This window comes from Cupriavidus pauculus, from assembly GCF_022179805.1.
Classification (GTDB): Bacteria; Pseudomonadota; Gammaproteobacteria; order Burkholderiales; family Burkholderiaceae; genus Cupriavidus; species Cupriavidus pauculus_E.
Genome location: NZ_BPUO01000011.1, coordinates 65545 through 89623 on the forward strand (window position 1 = coordinate 65545; position 24079 = coordinate 89623).

The 24079-nt window shown below is 64.9% G+C and carries 21 protein-coding genes; 20 read left to right on the top strand and 1 reads right to left on the bottom strand.

What is annotated here, in order from left to right; all coding sequences use genetic code 11:
- The 9 genes from MFF62_RS21745 (at position 1) to MFF62_RS21785 (ending at position 13898) form a co-directional block, all read left to right on the top strand.
- Positions 1-675 (top strand): type IV pilus inner membrane component PilO, encoded by a 675-nt coding sequence (locus tag MFF62_RS21745; RefSeq protein WP_238265183.1) that lies wholly within the window; start codon positions 1-3, stop codon positions 673-675.
- Complete coding sequence (locus MFF62_RS21750; protein WP_238265184.1) at positions 672-1211, top strand: pilus assembly protein PilP; 540 nt, start codon at positions 672-674, stop codon at positions 1209-1211. The genes MFF62_RS21745 and MFF62_RS21750 overlap by 4 nt, the downstream gene beginning before the upstream one ends.
- A complete protein-coding gene (locus tag MFF62_RS21755) occupies positions 1208-3346 on the top strand; it encodes a type IV pilus secretin PilQ (RefSeq protein ID WP_238265185.1) in 2139 nt (712 codons plus the stop codon). Before MFF62_RS21750 ends, MFF62_RS21755 begins: the two co-directional genes overlap by 4 nt.
- Positions 3347-3559: 213 nt before the next feature.
- On the top strand, positions 3560-4159 hold the full coding sequence (locus MFF62_RS21760) for a shikimate kinase (protein ID WP_238265186.1): 600 nt from the start codon (positions 3560-3562) through the stop codon (positions 4157-4159).
- Positions 4156-5262 (top strand): 3-dehydroquinate synthase, encoded by a 1107-nt coding sequence (gene aroB, locus MFF62_RS21765; RefSeq protein WP_238265187.1) that lies wholly within the window; start codon positions 4156-4158, stop codon positions 5260-5262. Before MFF62_RS21760 ends, aroB begins: the two co-directional genes overlap by 4 nt.
- 55 nt (positions 5263-5317) lie before the next feature.
- Positions 5318-6478, top strand: coding sequence for a deoxyguanosinetriphosphate triphosphohydrolase (locus MFF62_RS21770; RefSeq protein ID WP_238265188.1), 1161 nt, complete (start codon positions 5318-5320; stop codon positions 6476-6478).
- Between the two features lie 57 nt (positions 6479-6535).
- Entirely contained in the window at positions 6536-7270 is a 735-nt protein-coding gene (locus tag MFF62_RS21775) for a transposase (protein ID WP_238265189.1), read from the top strand.
- 380 nt (positions 7271-7650) lie between these two features.
- Positions 7651-12318 carry a glutamate synthase-related protein gene (locus tag MFF62_RS21780; protein ID WP_238265294.1) on the top strand — a complete coding sequence of 1556 codons (4668 nt, stop codon included), beginning with the start codon at positions 7651-7653 and terminating at the stop codon, positions 12316-12318.
- Positions 12319-12431: 113 nt separating this feature from the next.
- Positions 12432-13898 (top strand): glutamate synthase subunit beta, encoded by a 1467-nt coding sequence (locus MFF62_RS21785; protein WP_238265190.1) that lies wholly within the window; start codon positions 12432-12434, stop codon positions 13896-13898.
- A gap of 233 nt (positions 13899-14131) precedes the next feature.
- Here the strand turns inward: MFF62_RS21785 and MFF62_RS21790 are convergent, their stop codons facing one another.
- The gene (locus tag MFF62_RS21790; protein WP_238265191.1) at positions 14132-14686 is read right to left on the bottom strand and encodes a GNAT family N-acetyltransferase; all 555 of its coding nucleotides are present in this window, start codon (positions 14684-14686) and stop codon (positions 14132-14134) included.
- A gap of 338 nt (positions 14687-15024) precedes the next feature.
- On the opposite strand from MFF62_RS21790, the gene MFF62_RS21795 reads away from it, so the two are divergent.
- From MFF62_RS21795 to murA, 11 genes are all read left to right on the top strand, one after another.
- Entirely contained in the window at positions 15025-15945 is a 921-nt protein-coding gene (locus tag MFF62_RS21795) for a tripartite tricarboxylate transporter substrate binding protein (RefSeq protein WP_404990812.1), read from the top strand.
- 149 nt (positions 15946-16094) lie between these two features.
- Complete coding sequence (locus MFF62_RS21800; protein ID WP_238265193.1) at positions 16095-16946, top strand: ABC transporter ATP-binding protein; 852 nt, start codon at positions 16095-16097, stop codon at positions 16944-16946.
- Entirely contained in the window at positions 16943-17719 is a 777-nt protein-coding gene (gene mlaE / locus MFF62_RS21805; protein WP_238265194.1) for a lipid asymmetry maintenance ABC transporter permease subunit MlaE, read from the top strand. Before MFF62_RS21800 ends, mlaE begins: the two co-directional genes overlap by 4 nt.
- 23 nt (positions 17720-17742) lie before the next feature.
- Positions 17743-18318, top strand: a complete 576-nt coding sequence (gene mlaD, locus MFF62_RS21810; protein WP_238265195.1) for an outer membrane lipid asymmetry maintenance protein MlaD — start codon at positions 17743-17745, stop codon at positions 18316-18318.
- Positions 18315-19097: an MlaA family lipoprotein gene (locus tag MFF62_RS21815; protein WP_238265196.1), complete on the top strand. Its 783-nt coding sequence runs from the start codon at positions 18315-18317 to the stop codon at positions 19095-19097. Before mlaD ends, MFF62_RS21815 begins: the two co-directional genes overlap by 4 nt.
- A gap of 261 nt (positions 19098-19358) precedes the next feature.
- Positions 19359-19988 carry an MlaC/ttg2D family ABC transporter substrate-binding protein gene (locus MFF62_RS21820; protein WP_238265197.1) on the top strand — a complete coding sequence of 210 codons (630 nt, stop codon included), beginning with the start codon at positions 19359-19361 and terminating at the stop codon, positions 19986-19988.
- A 123-nt stretch (positions 19989-20111) separates the two neighbouring features.
- Positions 20112-20408, top strand: a complete 297-nt coding sequence (locus tag MFF62_RS21825; RefSeq protein WP_238265198.1) for an STAS domain-containing protein — start codon at positions 20112-20114, stop codon at positions 20406-20408.
- Between the two features lie 254 nt (positions 20409-20662).
- The gene (locus MFF62_RS21830) at positions 20663-21613 is read left to right on the top strand and encodes an ABC transporter ATP-binding protein (RefSeq protein WP_238265199.1); all 951 of its coding nucleotides are present in this window, start codon (positions 20663-20665) and stop codon (positions 21611-21613) included.
- Positions 21610-22437, top strand: a complete 828-nt coding sequence (locus MFF62_RS21835) for an ABC transporter permease (RefSeq protein WP_404990813.1) — start codon at positions 21610-21612, stop codon at positions 22435-22437. The genes MFF62_RS21830 and MFF62_RS21835 overlap by 4 nt, the downstream gene beginning before the upstream one ends.
- A 35-nt stretch (positions 22438-22472) precedes the next feature.
- Positions 22473-22721: a BolA family protein gene (locus MFF62_RS21840; protein ID WP_238265200.1), complete on the top strand. Its 249-nt coding sequence runs from the start codon at positions 22473-22475 to the stop codon at positions 22719-22721.
- Positions 22722-22797: 76 nt separating this feature from the next.
- Entirely contained in the window at positions 22798-24048 is a 1251-nt protein-coding gene (gene murA, locus MFF62_RS21845; protein WP_238265201.1) for a UDP-N-acetylglucosamine 1-carboxyvinyltransferase, read from the top strand.
- Positions 24049-24079: the final 31 nt, after the last annotated feature.

Consider the following 24079-nt stretch of genomic DNA (forward strand, 5'->3'; position numbering starts at 1 on the left):
ATGGCACTGAACTCCAACATCTCCCTGCAGGACTTCACTACGCAGTTCCGTGGCCTGAACCTGAACGAGCCGGAGACCTGGCCCACCGCGCCGCGCCTGCTGTTTTCCGTACTGGCGGCCGTGATCGTGCTGGTGCTGGGCTGGCAGTTCTACTGGAGCGACAAGAGCGACGAGCTGGACCGCAAGCACGCCGAGCACGAGCAGCTCAAGCAGCAGTTCCGCTCGAAGGTGGCGCAGGTGGCCAACCTCGAAGAACTGCGCAAGCAGAAGGCCGAAGTGGAAAAGCGCGTGGCCCTGGCCGAGCGGCAACTGCCGAACAGCACGGAAATGGACGCGCTGCTGGCTGACGTCAACCACGCCGGCGTGGCGCGCGGCCTGCAGTTCGAACTGTTCAAGCCGCAGGCGGCAGCGGTCAAGCCGTACTTTGCCGAAATCCCGGTCAACCTGAAGGTCACCGGCCGCTATCACGACGTCGCGCTGTTCAACGCCGACGTGGCGGCTCTGTCGCGGATCGTTTCCATGCGTAACCTGAACATGTCGGTCGCCAAGGACGGCACGCTGTCGATGGAAGGCATGGCGATGGCCTACCGCGCGCTGGATCCGGACGAGCAGGCCGCGCAGCGCAGGGCTGCCGCCGACGCCGCCGCGAAGAAGAAAAATGGAGGCGCCAAGTGAGCCGCCATACCCGACGTCCACCGGTAGCGTTGCATACGCTTGCCGCGGTCGCCCTGGCGGTGACCACCCTGGCGGCCTGCGGCCAGAGCGACGACGACGGCCTGCGCCAATGGATGGCGCAGACGCGCGCCGCCAAGGCGCCGGCGCCCGAACCACTGCCCGAGGTCAAGCCGTACACGCCACGCGAGTACGGGGGGCGCGCATCGCCCGAGCCCTTCGCGCAGACGAAGATCGGTGAGCTGAACAAGACGATGTCTGAGTCGCCGGAGGCCGGACGGCGACACGAGCCGCTTGAGGATTTCCCGCTGGAAAACTTCAAGATGCTCGGCATGCTGAAGAAAAACGGCGAGACCTACGGTGTCGTACGCGTAGATAACAAGATCCATCACGTCAAGGTGGGTCAGTATCTCGGCCAGAGCTATGGCCGGGTGGTCCGCATCAACGATCAAGAGATCGTGTTGCGCGAATTGGTTCGGGAAGGGGTCTCAGATTGGAAAGAGAAAATGACCAGCCTGAAGCTGGAGGCATCCGCATGATCACGTCACGTTGGGTCCGGGCGCTTGCGGGCGCTTCAGCGATGGCGCTGGTGCTGGCCTCTCCGGCCGCACTGGCACAACACAACCAGCTCAAGCAGGTGGATGCCAACGTCGTTGGCGAGCAGACCGTCTTCACGGTCGACCTGCAAGGGCCGCTGGCGCAGAAGCCGGCGGACTTCACCACGCAGAATCCGGCAAAGATTGCGATTGATTTCTTCGATACGGGTTTTGCCGCGGGACGGGCCCAGTACGAGTATGCGGGCAAGCTGCTGAAGAGCGCCAACGTGATGCAGATCGGTGACCGCACCCGCGTGGTGCTGGACCTGGCGCGCAATGCCACGTACCGCACGGAAATGCGCGGCACGCAGTTCGTGGTGCTGATGGACAACGTGGCGCAGGCTGCCGCGGCGGCCGTCCCCACGTTCGCGCCGGCGGGGCCGGCGATGCAGCCCATCTCGGCTAACCGCACCTCGATCCGCAATATCGACTTCCGCCGTGGCACCGATGGTGCCGGCCGCGTGGTGGTCGATCTGTCGTCGCGCGATTCGGGCATCAACATCCAGCAGCAGGGTCAGAACCTGGTGGTGGACTTCATCGGCACAGGACTGCCGAACGACCTGCGCCGCCGCTTCGACGTGACCGACTTCGGCACGCCGGTGCAGGCCATGCGCGCCAGCGACGCCAACGGCGCGGCGCGGCTCACCATCGAGCCTCGCGGCAACTGGGAATACAGCTCGTACCAGACGGACAACCAGTTCGTGGTCGAGGTGCGCCAAGTCAAGGAAGATCCGAACAAGCTGATCTCGGGCCAGGGGTACCGGGGCGAGCGCCTGTCGCTGAACTTCCAGAACATCGACATCCGATCGCTGCTGCAGGTCTTTGCCGACTTCACGAACCTGAACATCATCACCAGCGACACGGTGCAGGGCAACCTGACGCTACGTCTCAAGGATGTGCCATGGGATCAGGCGCTGCAGATCGTGCTCGATTCCAAGGGCCTGGCATCGCGTCGCAACGGCAACGTGCTGTGGGTGGCACCGAAGGCCGAGCTGGCCACCAAGGAAAAGCTCGAGCTTGAGGCGCTGCAGCAGATCAACGAACTGGAGCCGATCCGCAGCCAGGTGTTCCAGCTGAACTACCAGCGTGCCGACGACGTGCGCCGCATGCTGCTGGGGCTGGCTGTCACTGGCGGCGCTGGTGGTGGCGGCGGTGCGGTGGGTGGCGCGGCGGGCGGTGCCGCAGGTGTTACGCGCATGCTGTCCAAGCGCGGCTCGCTGACCGCCGATCCGCGTACCAACCAGTTGTTCGTGTCCGACATCGGCTCGAAGCTCGAGGAAGTGCAGAACTTCCTGCAGAAGATCGACATTCCGGTACGCCAGGTGGTCATCGAGGCGCGCATCGTCGAAGCCAGCGATACGTTCAGCCGCAACCTCGGCGTGAAGCTCGGTTTTGCCTCGCAACGGTCGGGTGCCGCCTACGGCAACACGTACCAGAACGTGGCGACGCCGTTCACGAAGGATGCGGTCTGGGATAACGGCCCGGCAGTAAGTCTGCCGGCAGCTGCGATCAACGGCACGAACCCGGCGTCGGTGGCGTTCAGTATCTTCAATACCGCCGCAGGCCGATTCCTGGACCTGGAACTGTCCGCGCTGGAAGCCGACGGCAAGGGCAAGATCATCTCCAGCCCGCGCGTGGTCACGGCCAACAACATCAAGGCACTGATCGAGCAGGGTACCGAGCTGCCGTACCAGTCGGCCACGTCAAGCGGCGCCACGTCGGTGCAGTTCCGCAAGGCGAACCTGAAGCTGGAAGTCACCCCGCAGATCACGCCGGAAGGCAATGTGCTGCTGGACGTCGACGTCAACAAGGACAGCGTGGGTATCCAGACCGTCAGCGGCTTCGCCATCGACACCAAGCACGTGCAGACGCAAGTGCTGGTGGAGAACGGCGGCACCGTGGTGATTGGTGGTATCTACAGCCAGGACGAGTCGACCACCATCAACAAGGTGCCCTGGCTGGGTGACATTCCGGTGCTGGGCAACCTGTTCAAGAACAATGCCAAGGTCAACAACCGGACCGAGCTGCTGGTGTTCCTGACGCCTCGCATCCTGAATGACAGCGTATCGTTGAAATAACACTGGCCGGGTGCAGCACCGGGCCCGGATGCAGTAGACTGGCAGGCCGCGTCGGATTCCGACGCGGCCTTTTTCTTTAGCGCGGCGCGTCGGTGGTACCGACGGCCAGCCGGGACCGGACCGCGATGGTGCACAATGGCGTATCGATCACGTCAGCAAGGCGGCCCGACCTGGGCGGCCATGCCGTGAGCCTTATCGTTGCAAGACAGTCCAGTGACAGCCAATCGCCCGAATCTTTTCTTTGTTGGCCTGATGGGCGCCGGCAAGACCACCGTCGGCCGCTCGGTGGCCAGACGCCTCGATTACCCGTTCGTCGACTCGGATCACGAGCTTGAAGCACGCTGCGGCGTGCGGATTCCGGTGATTTTCGAGCACGAGGGCGAGGCTGGATTCCGCGACCGCGAAGAGCAGATCATCGCCGAACTGACGGGCCGCAGCGGGGTGGTGCTGGCCACCGGCGGCGGCGCGGTGCTGCGCGAAGCCAATCGGGCGGCGCTCAAGGCCAACGGTACCGTGGTGTACCTGCGCGCCAGTCCCCATGATCTCTGGCTGCGCACGCGGCACGACCGCAACCGTCCGTTGCTGCAGACGCAGGATCCCAAGGGCCGGCTGGAGGCCTTGTACGCCGAGCGCGACCCGCTGTACCGCGAGGTGGCGGACTTCATTATCGAAACCGGCAAGCCGACCGTGGCGCAGCTTGCTAATATGGTTCTCATGCAACTTGAAATGGCCGGCTTCACGCTGCCGGCCGCGGAAGCCGAGCCCGACACCGACATGGTGGACGAGCCGCCGGCGCAGGACACCCATTCATGATCACGCTGGAAGTCGATCTCGGGGCGCGTAGCTACCCGATCCTTATTGGCGGCGGCCTGCTGGACCGCGCCGACCTGCTGCAGCCGCATGTGCGCGGCCAGCATGCCGTTATCGTGACCAACGAGACGGTTGGTCCGCTCTATGCCGCGCGCGTGGAAGCCACGCTGGCCGGGCTTGGCAAGACCGTGCGCACGGTGGTGCTGCCCGATGGCGAGCGCTTCAAGCAGTGGGAAACGCTGAACCGGATTTTCGATGCACTGCTGCAGGCGGGCGCCGACCGCAAGACGACCCTGATCGCGCTGGGCGGCGGGGTGGTGGGCGATATGACCGGCTTTGCCGCGGCCTGCTACATGCGCGGCGTGCCGTTCGTGCAGATGCCGACCACGCTGCTGTCGCAGGTGGACTCGTCGGTGGGCGGCAAGACGGGCATCAACCATCCGCTGGGCAAGAACATGATCGGCGCGTTTCACCAGCCCAACGCGGTGATCGCCGATATCGACACGCTGAAGACGCTGCCGGCGCGCGAACTGGCCGCTGGCCTGGCCGAGGTGATCAAGCACGGCGCAATCGCCGATGCCGCCTACTTCGGCTGGATCGAGGACAACATCGCCGGGCTGAACGCGTGCGACACTGCGCTGATGGCCGAAGCCGTGCGCCGGTCCTGCGAAATCAAGGCGGGCGTGGTGGCCCAGGACGAGCGGGAAGGCGGACTGCGGGCGATCCTCAATTTCGGACACACGTTTGGCCATGCAATCGAGGCCGGCATGGGCTATGGCGAATGGCTCCATGGCGAGGCCGTGGGCTGCGGCATGGTGATGGCGGCAGACCTGTCGCACCGGCTTGGTTTCATCGACGTGGAGACGCGCGCGCGCATCCGCACGCTGACGCAGGCGGCGATGCTGCCGGTGGTGGCCCCGGATCTTGGCATCGACCGCTATGTCGAACTGATGAAGGTGGACAAGAAGGCCGAGGCCGGCAGCATCAAGTTCATTCTGCTGCGCAAGATGGGCGAGGCGTTCATTACCACCGTGCCGGACCCCGATTTGCGTGACACGCTGCGTCACGCTGTACTGAAACCTCCCGCAGAGGCACCGGTCGCGTGAGCGGCTGGTTATGCCTTGCAACCCTGAACCAGTAACGGATAAACGGATTGCCCGCATGACCACCGCTCCAGCGACAGACCTCGACGCCCACCTGGCTCCCTACGCCGCGCGCTCTGCGAAGACGCGCGGGCGTGTGCATGCCGAGCCGGCATCGTCATCGCGCAGTGAATTCCAGCGCGACCGTGACCGCGTCATCCACAGCACGGCCTTCCGCCGGCTCGAATACAAGACGCAGGTCTTCGTCAACCACGAGGGCGACCTGTTCCGCACGCGGCTCACGCACAGCCTAGAGGTGGCGCAGATTGCGCGTTCCATCGCGCGCAACCTGCGGCTCAACGAGGATCTGGTCGAGGCCATCTCGCTGGCCCACGATCTGGGCCATACGCCATTCGGCCACGCCGGCCAGGACGCGCTGAACGGCTGCATGAAGAATCACGGCGGCTTCGAGCACAACCTGCAAAGCCTGCTGGTGGTGGACGAACTGGAAGAGCGCTACGGCGGCTTCAACGGACTGAACCTGACCTTCGAGACGCGCGAAGGCATTCTCAAGCATTGCTCGCGCGTCAACGCGGCGGCGCTGGGTGAGTTGGGGCGGCGCTTCCTGGAGGGCGCGCAGCCGTCGCTGGAGGCCCAGCTGGCCAACCTGGCCGACGAGATCGCCTACAACAATCACGACATCGACGATGGCCTGCGCTCGGGTTTGCTGACGCTGGAGCAACTGGACGAAGTGCCAATGTGGGCGCGCCACCGCGCCGAGGTGGTGGCGGCTTTTCCTGCCATCAATGGGCGGCGGGCGATCAACGAGACCGTCCGGCGCATGATCAACACGCTGATCGTCGACCTGATCGAGACCACCGGGCGCAATATCGCCGCCGCCAACCCGAAATCGATCGACGACGTGCGGGCGGCCGGGCCGCTGGTGTCGTTCAGCCCGAAGATCCATGAGGAGGCCGCCGCGCTGAAGCGCTTCCTGTTCCGGCATCTGTATCGGCATTACCTGGTCATGCGCATGTCCGCCAAGGCCCAGCGCATCATCAGCGACCTGTTCGGCGCATTCATGCAGGATTCGCGGCTACTGCCGCCGCAGTACCAGGCCGGCCACGGCGCGGACCAGCCGCGCCTGATTGCCCACTACATCGCCGGCATGACCGACCGCTACGCGATCCGCGAGCACCGCCGCATCTTTGCCGTCAGCGAAAGCAACTCGATCAGCTGAACGATAAAAAGGGGACAGATCAGGCTATCATGCGGGCACCTTGTCGAGGATGCCCCGATGGCCCGCCTTCCCCGTTTTTCGCCCGTCGGCCTGCCCACCATGGTGTTGCAGCGCGGCAACAACCGCCAGCCGGTGTTTCTGGGCAACGAAGACTACCTGCACTACCTGGATTGCCTGCGCATGGCGGCGCGCGAGCATGAGCTGGCGATCCACGCCTACGCGCTGCGGCCCAACCATATCCACCTCGTTGCCACGCCCAAGGGCCAGGATTCGCTGAGCCTGACGATGCAAGCGGTGGGCCGGCGTTATGCGCGGCATTTCAACCGCGTGGCCGACCGGACCGGAACACTGTGGGAGGGCCGCTTCCGTTCAGCCGTGATCGAGGCCGAGAACTGGCTGCTGCCGGCCATGCTCTACGCCGAAGGCAACGCCGTGCGCGCGGGCGACACCGCGACGCCCGAGGCGGATCGCTGGAGCAGCTACCGGCATCACGCCGGCATCGAGGCCAGCCCGCTTGTGAGCGATCACTCCATCTACTGGGATCTCGGCAATACGCCATTCGAACGCCAGTCGAACTACCGCGCGCTGATGGCCGAGGGATTGTCCGGCCGGACGCTCTCCACCTTGCAGAAGCATGCGCATAGCGGGTGGCCGCTGGGCAGCGAAGCGTTCCTGGCGCAACTGGAACGACACGCCACCCGGCGCATCCAGCCGCTTCCGAAAGGCCGACCAAGAAAGTCGACTATTTTGCTGACGGAAGCCGAGACAGGTGCGACGACACTCAAAGATTGATGAATTCGCACCATAACAGTGATTTTGTGGATCAAAATTAATGTGTCCCTATTAAAAATAGCGGATGCGATGGTGCAATATTTAATGTGTTCTGACCCTATTTAATAATTCTGCGGGCTTCAGGCGATTCTCTTATAGTTGCTCCACCCACAGTCATTGTGCGGCGCGTCACGCTCGTGTACGCCGCTGCGGTGAATCGTCTGCCAGGCCCGCCAAAGAGGCCGCGACATTCTCCCCGTTCGGTCTGCCTTGCTGGCTGCGCAGCCTTCACCGGAATTCAGCCCGTGGACCACTCGCAACAACCTTCCGATCTCGCCGCCCGCCCGCAGGCCCAGGGCCTGTACGACCCCACCAACGAGCATGACGCCTGCGGCGTCGGCATGGTGGCGCATATCAAGGGCAAGAAGTCCCACGAGATCATTTCGCAGGGTCTGAAGATCCTTGAGAACCTGGACCACCGGGGTGCAGTTGGCGCGGACGCGCTGATGGGCGATGGCGCCGGCATCCTGATCCAGATCCCGGACCAGTTCTACCGCGAGGAAATGGCCAAGCAGGGCGTGACCCTGCCGCCGAACGGCGAGTACGGCGTCGGCATGATCTTCCTGCCGAAGGAACACGCCTCGCGCCTGGCCTGCGAGCAGGAACTCGAACGCACGGTACGCCTCGAAGGCCAGGTCGTGCTGGGCTGGCGCGATGTCCCGGTGGACTGCAACATGCCGATGTCCCCGACGGTGCGCACCACCGAGCCGGTGATCCGCCAGATCTTCATCGGTCGCGGCCGCGACATCATGACCACCGACGCGCTGGAACGTAAGCTCTACGTGATCCGCAAGACGGCCAGCCACGCCATCCAGGCGCTCAAGCTCAAGCACGGCAAGGAATATTTCGTGCCGTCGATGTCGGCCCGTACCGTCGTGTACAAGGGCCTGCTGCTGGCCAACCAGGTGGGCGAGTACTACCTGGACTTGCTCGATTCGCGCGCCGTGTCGGCCCTGGCCCTGGTGCACCAGCGCTTCTCGACCAACACGTTCCCGGCCTGGGAACTGGCCCACCCGTACCGCATGGTCGCCCACAACGGCGAAATCAACACGGTAAAGGGCAACGTGAACTGGGTGAACGCACGTACCGGCGCGATCTCGTCGCCGGTGCTGGGCGACGACCTGCCCAAGCTCTGGCCGCTGATCTATCCGGGCCAGTCGGATACGGCATCGTTCGACAACTGCCTCGAACTGCTGACGATGGCCGGCTACCCGCTCGTCCACGCGATGATGATGATGATCCCGGAAGCCTGGGAACAGCACACGCTGATGGACGACAACCGTCGTGCCTTCTACGAATACCACGCCGCGATGATGGAGCCGTGGGACGGCCCTGCCGCCATCTGCTTCACCGACGGCCGCCAGATCGGCGCCACGCTGGACCGTAACGGCCTGCGTCCGGCCCGCTTCTACGTAACCGAGGACGACTTCGTCGTGCTGGCCTCGGAAGCCGGCGTGCTGCCGTTCCCCGAGTCGCGCATCGTCCAGAAGTGGCGCCTGCAGCCGGGCAAGATGTTCCTGATCGACATGGAGCAGGGCCGCATCATCGACGACAAGGAACTCAAGGACAACCTGGCCAACGCCAAGCCGTACAAGAGCTGGATCGACGCCGTGCGCATCAAGCTCGACGAGATCGATGCCAAGCCGGAAGACGTGGCTGCCGAGAAGAAGCCGGTGTCGCCGCTGCTGGACCGCCAGCAGGCGTTCGGCTACTCGCAGGAAGACGTCAAGTTCCTGATGGCGCCGATGGCGCTGGCCGGTGAAGAAGCCACGGGCTCGATGGGCAACGACTCGCCCCTGGCCGTGCTGTCGTCGAAGAACAAGACGCTGTACCACTACTTCCGCCAGCTGTTCGCCCAGGTGACCAACCCGCCGATCGACCCGATCCGCGAGAACATGGTGATGTCGCTGGTGTCGTTCATCGGTCCGAAGCCGAACCTGCTGGAACTGAACAACATCAACCCGCCGATGCGCCTGGAAGTGTCCCAGCCCGTGCTGGACTTCAAGGACATCGCCAAGATCCGCAACATCGAGCACTACACCGGCGGCAAGTTCCGTTCGTACGAACTGAACATCTGCTACCCGGTGGCGTGGGGCAAGGAGGGCATCGAGGCCCGCCTGGCGTCGCTGTGCGCCGAAGCCGTGGACGCCGTGCGTTCGGGCTACAACATCCTGATCGTGTCCGACCGCCGCGTCGACGACACGCAGGTTGCCATTCCGGCGCTGCTGGCCACGTCGGCCATTCACCACCACCTGGTGGAGAAGGGCCTGCGCACCTCGGCCGGTCTGGTTGTGGAAACCGGCTCGGCCCGTGAAGTACACCACTTCGCGCTGCTGGCCGGCTACGGCGCGGAAGCCGTGCACCCGTACCTGGCCATGGAAACGCTGGCCGACATGGCGGCTGGCCTGTCGGGCGACCTGTCGCCGGAAAAGGCGGTCAAGAACTTCGTCAAGGCGATCGGCAAGGGCCTGTTCAAGGTGATGTCGAAGATGGGCATCTCCACGTACATGTCGTACACCGGCGCCCAGATCTTCGAAGCCATCGGCCTGTCGCGCGAACTGGTGCAGAAGTACTTCCACGGCACGCCGTCGAACGTCGAGGGTATCGGCATCTTCGAGGTGGCCGAGGAAGCGCTGCGCCTGCACACCGACGCATTCGGCAGCAACCCCGTGCTGAGCAACATGCTCGACGCCGGCGGCGAATACGCGTTCCGCATCCGTGGTGAAGAACACATGTGGACGCCGGACTCGATCGCCAAGCTGCAGCACTCGGTGCGCGCCGACGACGGCAAGGGTCAGTACCAGACGTACAAGGAATACGCGAACATCATCAACGACCAGAGCCGTCGCCACATGACGCTGCGCGGCCTGTTCGAGTTCAAGGTTGACCCGTCGCGCGCCATCCCGCTGGAAGAAGTGGAATCGGCCAAGGACATCGTCAAGCGTTTTGCCACGGGCGCCATGTCGCTCGGCTCGATCTCGACCGAAGCCCACGCCACGCTGGCCGTGGCGATGAACCGCATCGGCGGCAAGTCGAACACCGGCGAAGGCGGCGAGGACGAGAAGCGCTATCGCAACGAACTGCGCGGCATCCCCATCAAGCAGGGCGACTCGCTCAAGAGCATCCTGGGCGACCACGTGGTGGAAAAGGACCTGGAGCTGAAGGACGGCGATTCGCTGCGCTCGAAGATCAAGCAGGTGGCATCGGGCCGGTTCGGCGTGACCGCCGAATACCTGGCATCGGCCGACCAGATCCAGATCAAGATGGCGCAGGGCGCCAAGCCGGGCGAAGGCGGCCAGCTGCCGGGCCACAAGGTGTCCGACTACATCGGCAAGCTGCGTTACTCGGTGCCGGGCGTCGGCCTGATCTCGCCGCCCCCGCACCACGACATCTACTCGATCGAGGATCTGGCACAGCTTATCCACGACCTGAAGAACGTGAACCCGGCATCCGACATCTCGGTCAAGCTCGTGTCCGAAGTGGGCGTGGGTACCGTGGCGGCCGGCGTGGCCAAGGCCAAGGCCGACCACGTGGTGATCGCTGGCCATGACGGCGGCACCGGCGCATCGCCGTGGTCGTCGATCAAGTACGCGGGTTCGCCGTGGGAACTGGGCCTGGCCGAAACGCAGCAGACTCTGATGCTGAACGGCCTGCGCAACCGTATCCGCGTGCAGGCTGACGGCCAGATGAAGACCGGCCGCGACGTGGTGATCGGCGCGCTGCTGGGCGCTGACGAGTTCGGCTTTGCCACGGCGCCGCTGGTGGCCGAGGGCTGCATCATGATGCGCAAGTGCCACCTGAACACCTGCCCGGTGGGCGTGGCTACGCAGGATCCGGCGCTGCGCAAGAAGTTCCAGGGCAAGCCCGAGCACGTGGTGAACTTCTTCTTCTTCGTGGCCGAGGAAGCGCGTGAAATCATGGCACAGCTGGGTATCCGCACGTTCGACGAACTGATTGGCCGTGCCGACCTGCTGGACATCCGCAACGGCATCGACCACTGGAAGGCACGCGGCCTGGACTTCAGCCGCATCTTCTTCCAGGCACCGATCCCCGCCGACGTGCCGCGCTACCACACCGACGTGCAGGATCACGGCCTGTCGGTGGAATCGGGCAAGGCACTGGATCACACGCTGATTGCCAAGGCACGTCCTGCCATCGACAAGGGTGAGCGCGTGTCGTTCATCCAGCCGGTGAAGAACGTGAACCGTACCGTGGGCGCGATGCTGTCCGGCGTGGTGGCCAAGCAGTACGGCCACGAAGGTCTGCCCGACGACACGATCCACATCCAGTTCCAGGGCACGGCCGGCCAGTCGTTCGGCGCGTTCCTGGCGCATGGCATCACGATCGACCTCGTGGGCGACGCCAACGACTACGTGGGCAAGGGCCTGTCGGGTGGCCGCGTGATCGTGCGTGCACCGCACGAATTCCGTGGCGACCCGACGCGCAACATCATCGTCGGCAACACGGTGCTGTACGGCGCGCTGGCTGGCGAGGCGTTCTTCAACGGCGTGGGCGGCGAGCGCTTTGCGGTGCGCAACTCGGGTGCCACCGCCGTGGTGGAAGGCACCGGCGACCATGGCTGCGAATACATGACCGGCGGTACGGTGGTCGTGCTGGGCGGCACGGGCCGCAACTTCGCGGCCGGTATGTCGGGCGGCGTGGCCTACGTCTATGACGAGGACGGCCTGTTCGACAAGCGCTGCAACACGTCGATGGTGGCACTGGAAGCAGTGCTGGCCTCGGCCGACCAGCAGAAGGGCCAGCCGGAATCGCAGTGGCACAAGTCGGGCGGCAAGCGCCAGCTGGACGAAGTGATCCTGCGCGACCTGATCGAGCAGCATTTCCGCTACACCGGTTCGGAGCGCGCCAAGGCGCTGCTGGCCGACTGGACCACGGCACGCCGCAAGTTCGTCAAGGTCTTCCCGACCGAGTACAAGCGCGCGCTGGGCGAAATGTACGAGAAGGAACAGGCTGCCCGCGACAACGATCGCGAAGCGGTAGCCGCCTGACCGGCAGCCATACGACGAGAGGCGTCGTGGCATGAGCCGCGGTGCCGACAAGATACTGACCCCACGCGAGGCCGGCCCGGCCGCCTCGCGCCAAGCAAGACCAAGGATGCAACATGGGTAAGGCGACAGGCTTTCTCGAATTTCCGCGCCAGAACGAAGGCTACGAACCCGTAGTCAAGCGCGTGAAGCACTACAAGGAATTCGTGTTCGCGCTCTCCGACAGCGAGGCGAAGATCCAGGGTGCGCGCTGCATGGACTGCGGTATCCCGTTCTGCAACAACGGCTGCCCGGTCAACAACATCATTCCCGACTTCAACGACCTGGTGTATCGCCAGGACTGGAAGTCGGCGATCGAAGTGCTGCACCAGACCAACAACTTCCCCGAGTTCACGGGCCGTATCTGCCCGGCACCGTGCGAAGCTGCGTGCACGCTGGGCATCACCGAGCTGCCGGTGGGCATCAAGTCGATCGAGCACGCCATCATCGACAAGGCCTGGGAAGAGGGCTGGGTTGCGCCGCAAGTGCCGAAGCACAAGACCGGCAAGACCGTGGCCGTGGTGGGCTCGGGCCCTGCCGGCATGGCTGCCGCGCAGCAGCTGGCACGCGCCGGCCACGATGTGACCGTGTTCGAGAAGAACGACCGCATCGGCGGCCTGCTGCGCTACGGCATTCCCGACTTCAAGATGGAGAAGGACCTGATCGACCGCCGCATCGAGCAGATGCAGGCCGAAGGAGTGACCTTCCGTGCCGGCGTGATGGTGACCGATGGCGACAAGCTGCCGGCCGGCATCAAGAACTACGCCCGCGAATCGATCTCGGCACAGGCGCTGATGGACCAGTTCGACGCCGTGGTGCTGGCGGGCGGCTCCGAAGTGCCGCGTGACCTGCCGGTGCCGGGCCGCGAGCTCGACGGCGTGCACTACGCGCTGGAATTCCTGATTCCGCAGAACAAGGAAGTGGCGGGCGACGGCATCAACGAGATGCGCGCCGAAGGCAAGCACGTAATCGTGATCGGCGGTGGCGATACGGGTTCAGACTGCGTGGGCACGTCGAATCGCCATGGCGCCGAGTCGGTGACGCAGTTCGAACTGCTGCCGCAGCCGCCGGAAGAAGAGAACAAGCCGCTGGTGTGGCCGTACTGGCCGATCAAGCTGCGCACGTCGTCGTCGCATGACGAAGGCTGCTCGCGCGACTGGTCGGTGGCCACCAAGGAACTGATCGGCGAGAACGGCAAGGTCACGGCGCTGAAGGCCTGCCGCGTGGAGTGGAAGGACGGCCGGATGCAGGAAGTGCCGGGCAGCGAGTTCACGCTGAAGGCAGACCTGGTGCTGCTGGCCATGGGCTTCACCAACCCGGTGGGCTCGATGCTGGAAGCTTTCGGTGTGGATACCGACGCTCGCAAGAACGCCAAGGCGTCGACCGAAGGCGACCGCGCGTACTTCACGAACGTGCCGAAGGTCTTCGCCGCCGGCGACGTGCGCCGTGGCCAGTCGCTGGTGGTCTGGGCCATCCGCGAAGGCCGCCAGGCCGCCCGCTCGGTGGACGCGTTCCTGATGGGCCATACGGAACTGCCGCGCTAAGCTGGTGTTCCGGCCTCAACTGCGATCCCTCTGCATGCTGATGGCTGGTTAGTAAGCTCCCCTCTCCCGTGTGCGGGAGAGGGGCTGGGGGAGAGGGCGTCGAGGCTCTGCTTGCCGACAGGTCGCAGTTTGCACCGCCAGGCCCTCTCCCCCGACCCCTCTCCCGCTTTGCGGGAGAGGGGAGCAACAAGGCGCATCTACACCCAGGTGTGTGAGTAGCCGAAGAGGTCCGATTAGCTGTCTAAAGAAGGCTCCATGTCGCATGGGGCCTTTTTCATTTCAAGCTGACATCCCATCAGCAACGCTCCCGCTCCGTACATCTCCAGCTTGGCCGCATGCTTGCCAGCGGCCATCGGCGCGTACCCGAACCTGCGCCAATACCTGTCGGCGGACTGAACGGCGACGAGGCGGGACGAACGCAAGCCACTCGCTGCGGCCACGTCGCGTGCCGCGCTGTGGAGCTGGACAGCCAATCCCAGCCCCCGCCCAATCGGCGCCACCGCCATGTCATGGACGAACCACGTCAACGGTTCGTCGTTCGGCCAGTCACATGCGAGCAGGCCATTCCAGGGCGGCAGCGTGGCTTCCGGCCACGCATGGGTGAACAGGTATCCCGCCAGCGTGCCATCGGACAGCACGGCTACCCAGCAGGTGCCGGGCGACAGCGCAAGGCGGCTGGACAAGGCATCGGCGGACTCGACCAGCGCATCGCCATAGCACTGCGCCTGGACGGCCAATATGGCGGGCAGGTCGGCGGCGCGCATGAGCCGCAGTGTGAATTCGGGCATCGGGCGATTATACGAGCGCTCACATTGGGGTCCTCCCGGAGAGCGTTTACGTGGTTTGTGCCCCCTCGGGCTATGTCCTTACAATTTCCTCAAACTAGATAAGAAGAGACTGCCTCGAAATCCTTTCAGCCGATTTGGTGCCGTAGCGGTGGGGTACGGCCCGGAGGGAATTGATGTCCGAAGTGCGCAAATGCATGCGGCTTTGGCGAGGTATAGCGAAGTTGCCAATACTCGCTGCCAAATGGGTGTTCGGTGCCGCCGGTGCGCTATGCATGGCGGCTGCCCTTGCTCAGCCTCCAGCACTGGCTCAGCTTGCCAGCATTCCGCCAGGCTCGCGGATGGATTTGCAGAGCCGCCCGGTGTCGTTCCCGGCGCGTCCGGTGCGTCTGATCGTGCCGTTTCCCGCGGGAGGCGTGGCCGATGCCGTCGCGCGACTGCTGGCGGAGCGGCTTGCCCTGCGCCTCGGCACACCGGTCGAGGTCGACAACCGGCCGGGTGCGTCGGGCACGATGGCTGGCGACCTCGTCGCCAAGGCCAGCTCGGACGGCCACACGCTGCTGTTCCATCAGGCCAACATGCTGATCCAGCCTGGGCTGGAGCCGGTTCCCTACGACATCATGCGCGATTTCACGCCCGTGGCACGGGTGGCGGCTTCGCCGTTGTTCCTGGTCATCGACGGCCATTTGCCGATGACCACTACCCAGCAATGGATCACGGCGGTGCGGTCGAGTCCCGCCTCGTACAGCTACGGATATGGCCAGCCCGGCAGCCCGTCGCACCTTTACGCCGAGTACGCGGTGCGAAGCATGCCCAACGGCGTGCCGCTGGTGGTGGCCAAGGGCGAGACGGCGGTGGTGCAGGAAATGCTCGCCGGCCGTATCAGCGCCTGCTTCTGTTCGTGGGCCGCTGTGCAAACGCATGTGCGCTCGGGTGCGCTGCGCATCCTGGGCGTGACCGGGCCGGTGCGTTCGCCGCTGATGCCGCATGTGCCCACGCTGCAGGAAGACGGCATGGATGGCTACAGCGCACTGGCGTGGTACGGGGTCATGGCGCCGGGCAAGACGCCGCGCGCCATCGTCGCGCGACTGGCTACGGAGCTGGACAGTGTGACCAACGAGCGCGAGGTGCGCGCCCAGTTGATTGCCGCCGGACTGATGCCAGTGCGCGATTCTCCCGAGGCGTTTGCCACGGCGATTCGCGCGGAATCGGTGCAATGGCAGGTCATCTTGCGCCAGGCGGGGGCCCGCCCGGAACCCTGAGCGACCCGCCGATTTCTTGGCTTGTAGCGTTCACGCCACAAATCTGTCACTTATTGTTGTCCGCTGTGCAATGGTGAGATCACCACACGGGACGGCGACCGATAGGTAGTAGCCCTTATAATGGCGGCCTGTCTAAATCCGGTGACAACGTGACCGCTACCGTGCCGAACCCGTCTGGCCCGGCCTTTACAGGCCCGAACGTCGTCGAACTCGGGGATGTCGATTTTGCATACGCGGAAGGCGACAAGCCCATCCTGTCTGGACTTTCCATGCGCTTTCCGCGCGGGAAGGTAGTCGCGGTCATGGGAGGATCGGGTTGCGGCAAGACCACCGTGATGCGGCTGATTGGCGGCATGGTGCGTCCGCGCAGCGGCCGCGTCACGTTCAACGGCGCCGATATCGACGCCATGGACCAGAGCGCGCTGTACGCGGTGCGCCGCCAGATGGGCATGCTGTTCCAGTTTGGGGCGCTGTTCACCGACCTCTCGGTCTTCGACAACGTCGCGTTCCCGCTGCGCGAGCACACGGACCTGCCCGAATCGATGATCCGGGATCTGGTGCTGATGAAGCTCAACGCCGTGGGTCTGCGCGGCGCGCGCGACCTGATGCCGGCGCAGATCTCGGGCGGCATGGCACGGCGCGTGGCACTGGCGCGCGCCATCGCCCTGGACCCGGCGCTGCTGATGTATGACGAGCCGTTCGCCGGGCTGGACCCGATTTCGCTCGGCCTGACCGCCAACCTGATCCGCGACCTCAACGACGCGCTGGGCGGCAGCACGATCATCGTTTCGCACGATGTGCAGGAAACGTTCCAGATCGCCGACTACGTCTATTTCATTGCCAACGGCAAGATTGCCGCCGAAGGCGCGCCCGAGGACCTGCGTGCGTCGAGCGATCCGTTCGTGCACCAGTTCGTGCACGCCAAGGCCGACGGCCCGGTGCCGTTCCACTACGGAGGCCCGACCCTGGCCGAAGATTTCATGGCCGGAGGCACACGGTGACCGGCTTCTTCACCACAATCGGCGCCGCGGTGCGTCAGTTCGTGGGCGGCCTGGGCCGCGCCACGCGCATGTTCCTGTCCCTGCTGGCCCTGTCGCCGGCGCTGCTGCGGCGCTTCCGCCTGGTTTCGGACCAGGTGTTCTTCGTCGGCAACCTGTCGCTGGTGATCATTGCTGTGTCAGGGCTGTTCGTCGGCTTTGTGCTGGGGCTGCAGGGTTACTACACGCTGAACCGATATGGGTCGGAGCAGGCGCTGGGCCTGCTGGTGGCGCTGTCGCTGGTGCGCGAACTGGGGCCGGTGGTGTCGGCGCTGCTGTTCGCGGGCCGCGCGGGCACGTCGCTGACCGCTGAAATCGGGCTGATGAAGGCCGGCGAGCAACTGACCGCCATGGAGATGATGGCCGTCAACCCGCTGCAACGCGTGATTGCGCCGCGCTTCTGGGCCGGCGTGATCGCCATGCCGATCCTGGCCGCGATCTTCAGCGCCGTGGGCATCCTGGGCGGCTACCTGGTGGGTGTGCACCTGATCGGCGTGGACTCCGGCGCGTTCTGGTCGCAGATGCAGGGTGGGGTGGATGTACGCGCTGACGTACTGAACGGCGTGATCAAGAGCTTTATTTTTGGCGTGGCGGTGACGTTTATCGCGTTGTACCAGGGATTCGAGGCGAACCCGACGCCCGAGGGTGTATCGCGCGCCACCACGCGGACCGTGGTGATGGCGTCGCTGGCCGTGCTCGGGCTGGATTTCCTGCTGACCGCGCTGATGTTCAGCTGACAAGCATTAGACAAGAGACTCGCATGAAGAAAAATTCGCTCGACTACTGGGTGGGGCTGTTCGTGGTGGTGGGCTTTGCCGCACTGCTGTTCCTGGCGTTGAAGGCGGGCAACATGAGCAGCCTGTCGTTCCAGGACACCTATACAGTGACCGCCCAGTTCGACAACATCGGCGGCCTGAAGCCGCGCGCGCCGGTCAAGAGCGCCGGCGTGGTGGTTGGCCGGGTGGCGGCCATCAACTTCGATGACAAGGAATACCTGGCCACGGTGACCCTGAACCTGGAAAAACGCTACGAGTTTCCGCGCGACACGTCGGCCAAGATCCTGACGTCGGGCCTGCTGGGCGAGCAGTACATTGGCCTGGAGGCTGGCGGCGATTCGAAGATGCTGGCGCAGGGCAGCAAGATCACGATGACCCAGTCCGCCGTGGTGCTGGAAAACCTGATCGGCCAGTTCCTGTACAACAAGGCGGCCGACGCCGGTGCCGGCGGCGGCAATGCCGGTTCGTCGTCACCCTCGTCGGCGCCAGCCGCATCGACGCCGGAACCGGCAGCCCTGCCGGCGCTGCCGGCCGCGCCTGGAACGGGCGGTGCCAAATGAGCGCTTTCCGACGCCTGACCGCGGCCACCGTGGCCGCGCTGGCCCTGGCTGGCTGTGCCACCGGACCCAACGCCAATCCGGCCGATCCGCTGGAACCGTTCAACCGTGGGGTGACCACGTTCAATGACAACCTGGACAAGTACGCGCTGAAGCCGGTGGCCGAGGGCTACCAGGACTACGTCCCGTCGCCGGTGCGTACGGCGGTGGGCAACTTCTTCTCGAACGTCAGCGACGTCTACTCGGCGGCCAACAACCTGCTGCAAGGCAAGCCGTCGCGCGCGGCGGAAGACACCATGCGCGTGGCCATCAACAGCGTGCTGGGGCTTGGCGGCCTGATCGACATCGCCACGCCGGCCGGCCTGCCGAAGTACAAGGAAGACTTTGGCCAGACGCTGGGCGTGTGGGGCGTGCCCCCGGGCCCGTACCTGGTGCTGCCGCTGTTCGGGCCGAGCAGCGTGCGCGATGGCTCGGGCATGGTGGTGGACCGCTTCATGGATCCCACGTTCTATATCGCGCCGTGGTCGGCCAGCCTTGGCGTGTCCGCGGTGCGCGTGGTCGACGGCCGCGCCCAGTTGCTGGGCGCAACGAGCCTGATCGAGGCGGCCGCGCTGGACAAGTATGCGTTCCTGCGCGATTCGTACCTGCAGCGCCGCCAGTATCTGATCTACGATGGCAACCCGCCTTCGCAGGACGACGACGAGCCGTCGCAGCCAGCCGCGCCCAAGGATGGCGCGCCGCCCGCGCCGGCCGAGGACAAGCCAGCCACCAAGGTTGGCTGACCGGGCAGGAAAGCTGGGGGCAGGGCGGGCCGTATTCCCGCCAGCCTTGACAGGGCAACGGCTACGGGCGCCTGTGAGCGCGCTGTGAGCCCTGAAACAAAGTGTTTGAAAGTGGCGTTTGGGCCATGTGCCTGTACCATGCACTGCTGACGCCTGTGTTTCAATGATTCCCGACGCTGCGCGCTGTGCCGCACTGTCGGATGGGTCCGAACCTGTTGATATCCAGCAGGTGCCGTCCCGGAAAGAAAGGAAAAAATTCTCATGATCAAGCGACTCCTGCTTCCCTTCCTGACCGTTTTCGCATTTGCCGGCGCTGGCGCCGCGCACGCGCAGCAAGCCGATGCTTCGACGCCGGACGGTCTGGTCAAGTCCGTAGTGGGCGAGGTGATGTCCTCCGTACAGAGCGACAAGGACATGCAAGGCGGCAACATCGGCAAGATCACGCAACTGGTCGAGCAGAAGATCCTGCCGCACGCCAATTTCACGCGCACCACCCAGATCGCCATGGGCCGCAACTGGTCGAAGGCCACGCCTGAACAGCAAAAGGTAATCACCGACGAGTTCAAGACGCTGCTGATCCGCACCTATGCAGGCGCGATTGCGCAGATTCGCGACCAGAAGGTGCAGTTCCGCCCGTACCGTGGCACGGCTGACGACACCGACGCCACCATCCGTACCCAGGTGATCAACAAGGGCGAGCCGATCCAGATGGACTACCGCCTGGAAAAGACCCCCGAGGGCTGGAAGGTCTATGACATCAACGTGCTGGGTGCCTGGCTGACCGAAGCCTACAAGGGCAGTTTCAACACGATCGCCAACCAGCAGGGTGTGGATGGCGTCATCAAGACGCTGCAGGACCGCAACCGCCAACTGGCCAACGCCAAGGGCTGACAGCCGGTTCGTGCCGATCCGGTTGCGCCGCAGCACGGCGCGGCGGATCTGGTCTACAATGGCCACTCGCTCCCGCCTTCGGGCGGGAGCTTCCATTTTCCGCACGCCCCTCTACTGCCTTCCATGCCCGCCCTTGGCACCTCGCTGACCAACCGCAACGCCGCCGCCGTGCTGCGTGACGGGCTGTCGCGCGTGCAGCAGGGCGATGTGACCGTGGATTGCAGCGCGCTGACCCATCTGGATTCCTCCGCCGTGGCGGTGCTGCTGGCCTGGCAACGGGCCGCTGCCCAGCGCGGGCAGTCGCTGGTCATTGCCGGCGCCTCGCCGCAGCTGCAATCGCTGGCCAGTCTCTATGGCGTCGAAGGCCTGCTTGGCCTGGCCCCCGCCGCCCACCCGGAACACCACCACCACCGACATTGAACCGGCATCCGTTGCCGTGCGCGTTCCATTGCGTGCGGTCATGCGATGCCACGGCGTCGGGCCGCGGGCCTGGCGCCGCGCCGGGCAAAGCGGGAGAGCCCCCGCATCCCCTATAATTCCGGGTTGTTCGCCCCCAAGTCGCCCCCAAGTGTCCTGACACGATTCACAGGTGCTGCGCGGCTAACCTCCGGGACGCTCCCCCAACATCCAGGAGAGGCCGACCTTCAAGCGGCCCCATCCCAAGACATTCGGCCATGAAAGCCATCGAAATTACCGATGTCCGCAAGCGCTACCGCAATCTGCAGGCGCTCAAGGGCGTCAGTTTCAGCGTCGAGCGCGGCGAATTCTTCGGCCTGCTCGGGCCCAACGGCGCGGGCAAGACCACGCTGATCTCGATCCTGGCGGGCTTGAACCACGCCGATTCGGGTTCGGTCAGCGTGCTGGGCCACGATGTGGTGAACGACTACCGCATGGCGCGCCGCATGCTGGGCGTGGTGCCGCAGGAGCTGGTTTTCGATCCGTTTTTCACCGTGCGCGAGACGCTGCGGCTGCAGTCGGGCTATTTCGGGCTGAGCCGTAACGACGACTGGATCGACGAGATCATGGCCAATCTCGACCTGACCAACAAGGCGGACAGCAACATGCGCCAGTTGTCGGGCGGCATGAAGCGCCGCGTGCTGGTGGCGCAGGCGCTGGTGCACCGGCCGCCCGTGATCGTGCTGGACGAGCCGACCGCCGGCGTGGACGTGGAGCTGCGCCAGACGCTGTGGAAGTTCATCTCCAGGCTGAACCGGGAAGGGCACACGATCATCCTGACTACGCACTATCTGGAAGAGGCCGAGGCGCTGTGCGACCGCATCGCCATGCTCAAGTTTGGCGAGGTGGTGGCGCTGGACCGCACCAGCAGCCTGCTGAACCAGTTTGCTGGACTGCAACTCGTGCTGACACTTTCCAAGGGTACGCTGCCGTCCGAACTGGAGGCGCTGCGCACGCCTGGCAATCCGGGCGAGCGTGCGTACCGCCTGCGGCTGACTGGCTACGAGGCCGTGGAGCCCATCCTGGCCGCGCTGCGTGCCGCCGGTTGCGAAATCGAAGACATGGAAATCAGCAAGGCCGACCTGGAGGATGTGTTCGTGCAGATCATGCGCCGCGAAGGCGAGATGCCCGGCAGCACCCCCAACGCAGCCATGGAGGCCGCGGCATGAAGAATCCCGCGGAGATCAATGTGGCCCAGCGCGAAGAACAACGTCTGGCCTCGATGGCTGTCGGCGGCATGACCGGCTTCCGCACGCTGCTCTACAAGGAAGTGCTGCGTTTCTGGAAGGTGGCCTTCCAGACCGTGGCCGCACCCGTGCTGACCGCCGTGCTGTACCTGCTGATTTTCGGCCATGTGCTGGAAGATCGCGTGCGGGTCTATGACCAGATCAGCTATACCGCCTTCCTGGTGCCCGGCCTAGTGATGATGAGCGTGCTGCAGAACGCGTTCGCCAACAGTTCGTCGTCGCTGATCCAGTCCAAGATCACCGGCAACCTGGTGTTCATCCTGCTGCCGCCGCTGTCGCACTGGGAAATGTTCGGCGCGTACGTGGGCGCCTCGATCATCCGCGGCCTCTGCGTCGGGCTGGGCGTGCTGGCGGTAACTGCCTGGTTTGCGAATCTTCACTTCGCGCATCCGCTCTGGATTCTGGTGTTCGGGCTGGCCGGTGCCGGCATCCTGGGCACGCTGGGGCTGATCGCGGGCATCTGGGCGGAGAAGTTCGACCAGCTTGCCGCGTTCCAGAATTTTCTGATCATGCCGGCGACATTCCTGTCCGGCGTGTTCTATTCGATCCACTCCTTGCCGCCGTTCTGGCAGGCCGTCTCGCACGCCAATCCGTTCTTCTACATGATCGACGGCTTCCGCTTTGGCTTCTTTGGCGTGTCCGACGTGTCGCCGCTGCACAGCCTGGCCGTGATGGCCGTGGCGTTCGTGGTGCTGGCCGCGCTGGCGCTGCGCCTGCTGCGCAAGGGTTACAAGCTGCGTCACTGACGCGACGCAATATCACCGAATTCTAAGAGACAGACATGCTGCCTACTCCGGAACAAGTCAGGGAATACATTGCCCAAGGATTGCCATGCGAACACCTGCAGGTGGAGGGCGATGGCCAGCACTTCTTCGCCACGATCGTGAGCGGTGAGTTCGAAGGCAAGCGCCTGATCCAGCGGCACCAGCGTGTGTACGCGGCACTGGGCGACCGCATGCGTGCCGAGATCCATGCGCTGTCGATGAAGACGCTGACGCCCGCCGAATGGCAGGCCGAGGGCGCCAAGTAAGCGGCATCGTCCGCTGCTGCATCTCCGTACAACACGCCGGGCGGGTAAGTGCCCGACCGGCAGATAAGACTGAAACATGGACAAATTCCAGATCCAGGGCAACGGGCCGCTCAAGGGCGAAGTCCGCGTCTCGGGCGCCAAGAACGCCGCGCTGCCCATCCTGTGCGCCAGCTTGCTGACCGCCGACACCCTCGCGCTGAGCAATGTGCCCGACCTGCAGGACACGCGCACGATGCTCAAGCTGCTGCGCCAGATGGGCGTGAAGGCTGACATGGTGAACGGCGTGGCTACGCTCAACGCCGCCGACATCAACGCGCCCGAGGCTTCGTACGAACTCGTGAAGACGATGCGCGCGTCGATCCTCGTGCTGGGGCCGCTGGTGGCGCGCTTCGGCGAGGCCCGTGTGTCCTTGCCGGGCGGCTGCGGCATTGGCGCGCGGCCGGTGGACCAGCACATCAAGGGCCTGCAGGCCATGGGCGCCGAGATCAGCATCGAGCACGGTTTCATCCACGCCCGTGCAGACCGCCTGAAGGGCGCGCGCGTGGTGACGGACATGATCACCGTGACCGGCACCGAGAACCTGCTGATGGCCGCTGTGCTGGCCGACGGCGAGACCGTGCTGGAGAACGCGGCGCGCGAACCCGAAGTGACTGACCTGGCCGAGCTGCTGGTCAAGATGGGCGCGAAGATCGACGGCGTGGGTACCGACCGCCTGATCGTGCAGGGCGTGGACAAGCTGCATGGCGCCGAGCACCGCGTGGTGGCCGACCGCATCGAGGCCGGCACGTTCCTGTGCGCGGCCGCCGCGACGCTGGGCGATATCGTCGTGCGCGATGTGCCGCCGCAGATCCTGGACGCGGTGCTGCTGAAGCTGCGCGAGGCCGGTGCGACCATCGAGACCGGCGACGACTGGATCCGCCTGTCGATGTCGCAACGTGCGCAGGCCGTGAGCTTCCGCACGTCGGAATACCCGGCGTTCCCCACTGACATGCAGGCGCAGTTCATGACGCTGAATGCGGTGGCTGACGGCACCGCGCGCATCACCGAGACGATTTTCGAGAACCGGTTCATGCACGTGCAGGAACTGAACCGCCTGGGCGCGAACATCACGGCCGAGGGCAACACGGCGGTGGTGACCGGCGTGCCGCGCCTGTCGGGCGCCAACGTGATGGCCACCGACCTGCGCGCATCGGCCAGCCTGGTGATTGCCGGCCTGGTGGCTGATGGCGAAACCACGATTGACCGGATCTACCATCTGGACCGTGGTTACGACCGCATGGAAGACAAGCTGTCGGCGGTGGGCGCGAAGATCCGCCGCATCGCCTGATCCGCTTAAGCCGACAGACACACACGCCGCC

Coding starts and splice junctions, on each gene's coding strand:
- MFF62_RS21745 (WP_238265183.1), top strand. CDS start 1: ATGGCACTGAACTCCAACATCTCCCTGCAGGACTTCACTACGCAGTTC.
- MFF62_RS21755 (WP_238265185.1), top strand. CDS start 1,208: ATGATCACGTCACGTTGGGTCCGGGCGCTTGCGGGCGCTTCAGCGATG.
- aroB (WP_238265187.1), top strand. CDS start 4,156: ATGATCACGCTGGAAGTCGATCTCGGGGCGCGTAGCTACCCGATCCTT.
- MFF62_RS21770 (WP_238265188.1), top strand. CDS start 5,318: ATGACCACCGCTCCAGCGACAGACCTCGACGCCCACCTGGCTCCCTAC.
- MFF62_RS21775 (WP_238265189.1), top strand. CDS start 6,536: ATGGCCCGCCTTCCCCGTTTTTCGCCCGTCGGCCTGCCCACCATGGTG.
- MFF62_RS21780 (WP_238265294.1), top strand. CDS start 7,651: ATGGTGGCGCATATCAAGGGCAAGAAGTCCCACGAGATCATTTCGCAG.
- MFF62_RS21785 (WP_238265190.1), top strand. CDS start 12,432: ATGGGTAAGGCGACAGGCTTTCTCGAATTTCCGCGCCAGAACGAAGGC.
- MFF62_RS21790 (WP_238265191.1), bottom strand. CDS start 14,686: ATGCCCGAATTCACACTGCGGCTCATGCGCGCCGCCGACCTGCCCGCC.
- MFF62_RS21795 (WP_404990812.1), top strand. CDS start 15,025: ATGGATTTGCAGAGCCGCCCGGTGTCGTTCCCGGCGCGTCCGGTGCGT.
- mlaD (WP_238265195.1), top strand. CDS start 17,743: ATGAAGAAAAATTCGCTCGACTACTGGGTGGGGCTGTTCGTGGTGGTG.
- MFF62_RS21815 (WP_238265196.1), top strand. CDS start 18,315: ATGAGCGCTTTCCGACGCCTGACCGCGGCCACCGTGGCCGCGCTGGCC.
- MFF62_RS21820 (WP_238265197.1), top strand. CDS start 19,359: ATGATCAAGCGACTCCTGCTTCCCTTCCTGACCGTTTTCGCATTTGCC.
- MFF62_RS21825 (WP_238265198.1), top strand. CDS start 20,112: ATGCCCGCCCTTGGCACCTCGCTGACCAACCGCAACGCCGCCGCCGTG.
- MFF62_RS21830 (WP_238265199.1), top strand. CDS start 20,663: ATGAAAGCCATCGAAATTACCGATGTCCGCAAGCGCTACCGCAATCTG.
- MFF62_RS21835 (WP_404990813.1), top strand. CDS start 21,610: ATGAAGAATCCCGCGGAGATCAATGTGGCCCAGCGCGAAGAACAACGT.
- MFF62_RS21840 (WP_238265200.1), top strand. CDS start 22,473: ATGCTGCCTACTCCGGAACAAGTCAGGGAATACATTGCCCAAGGATTG.
- murA (WP_238265201.1), top strand. CDS start 22,798: ATGGACAAATTCCAGATCCAGGGCAACGGGCCGCTCAAGGGCGAAGTC.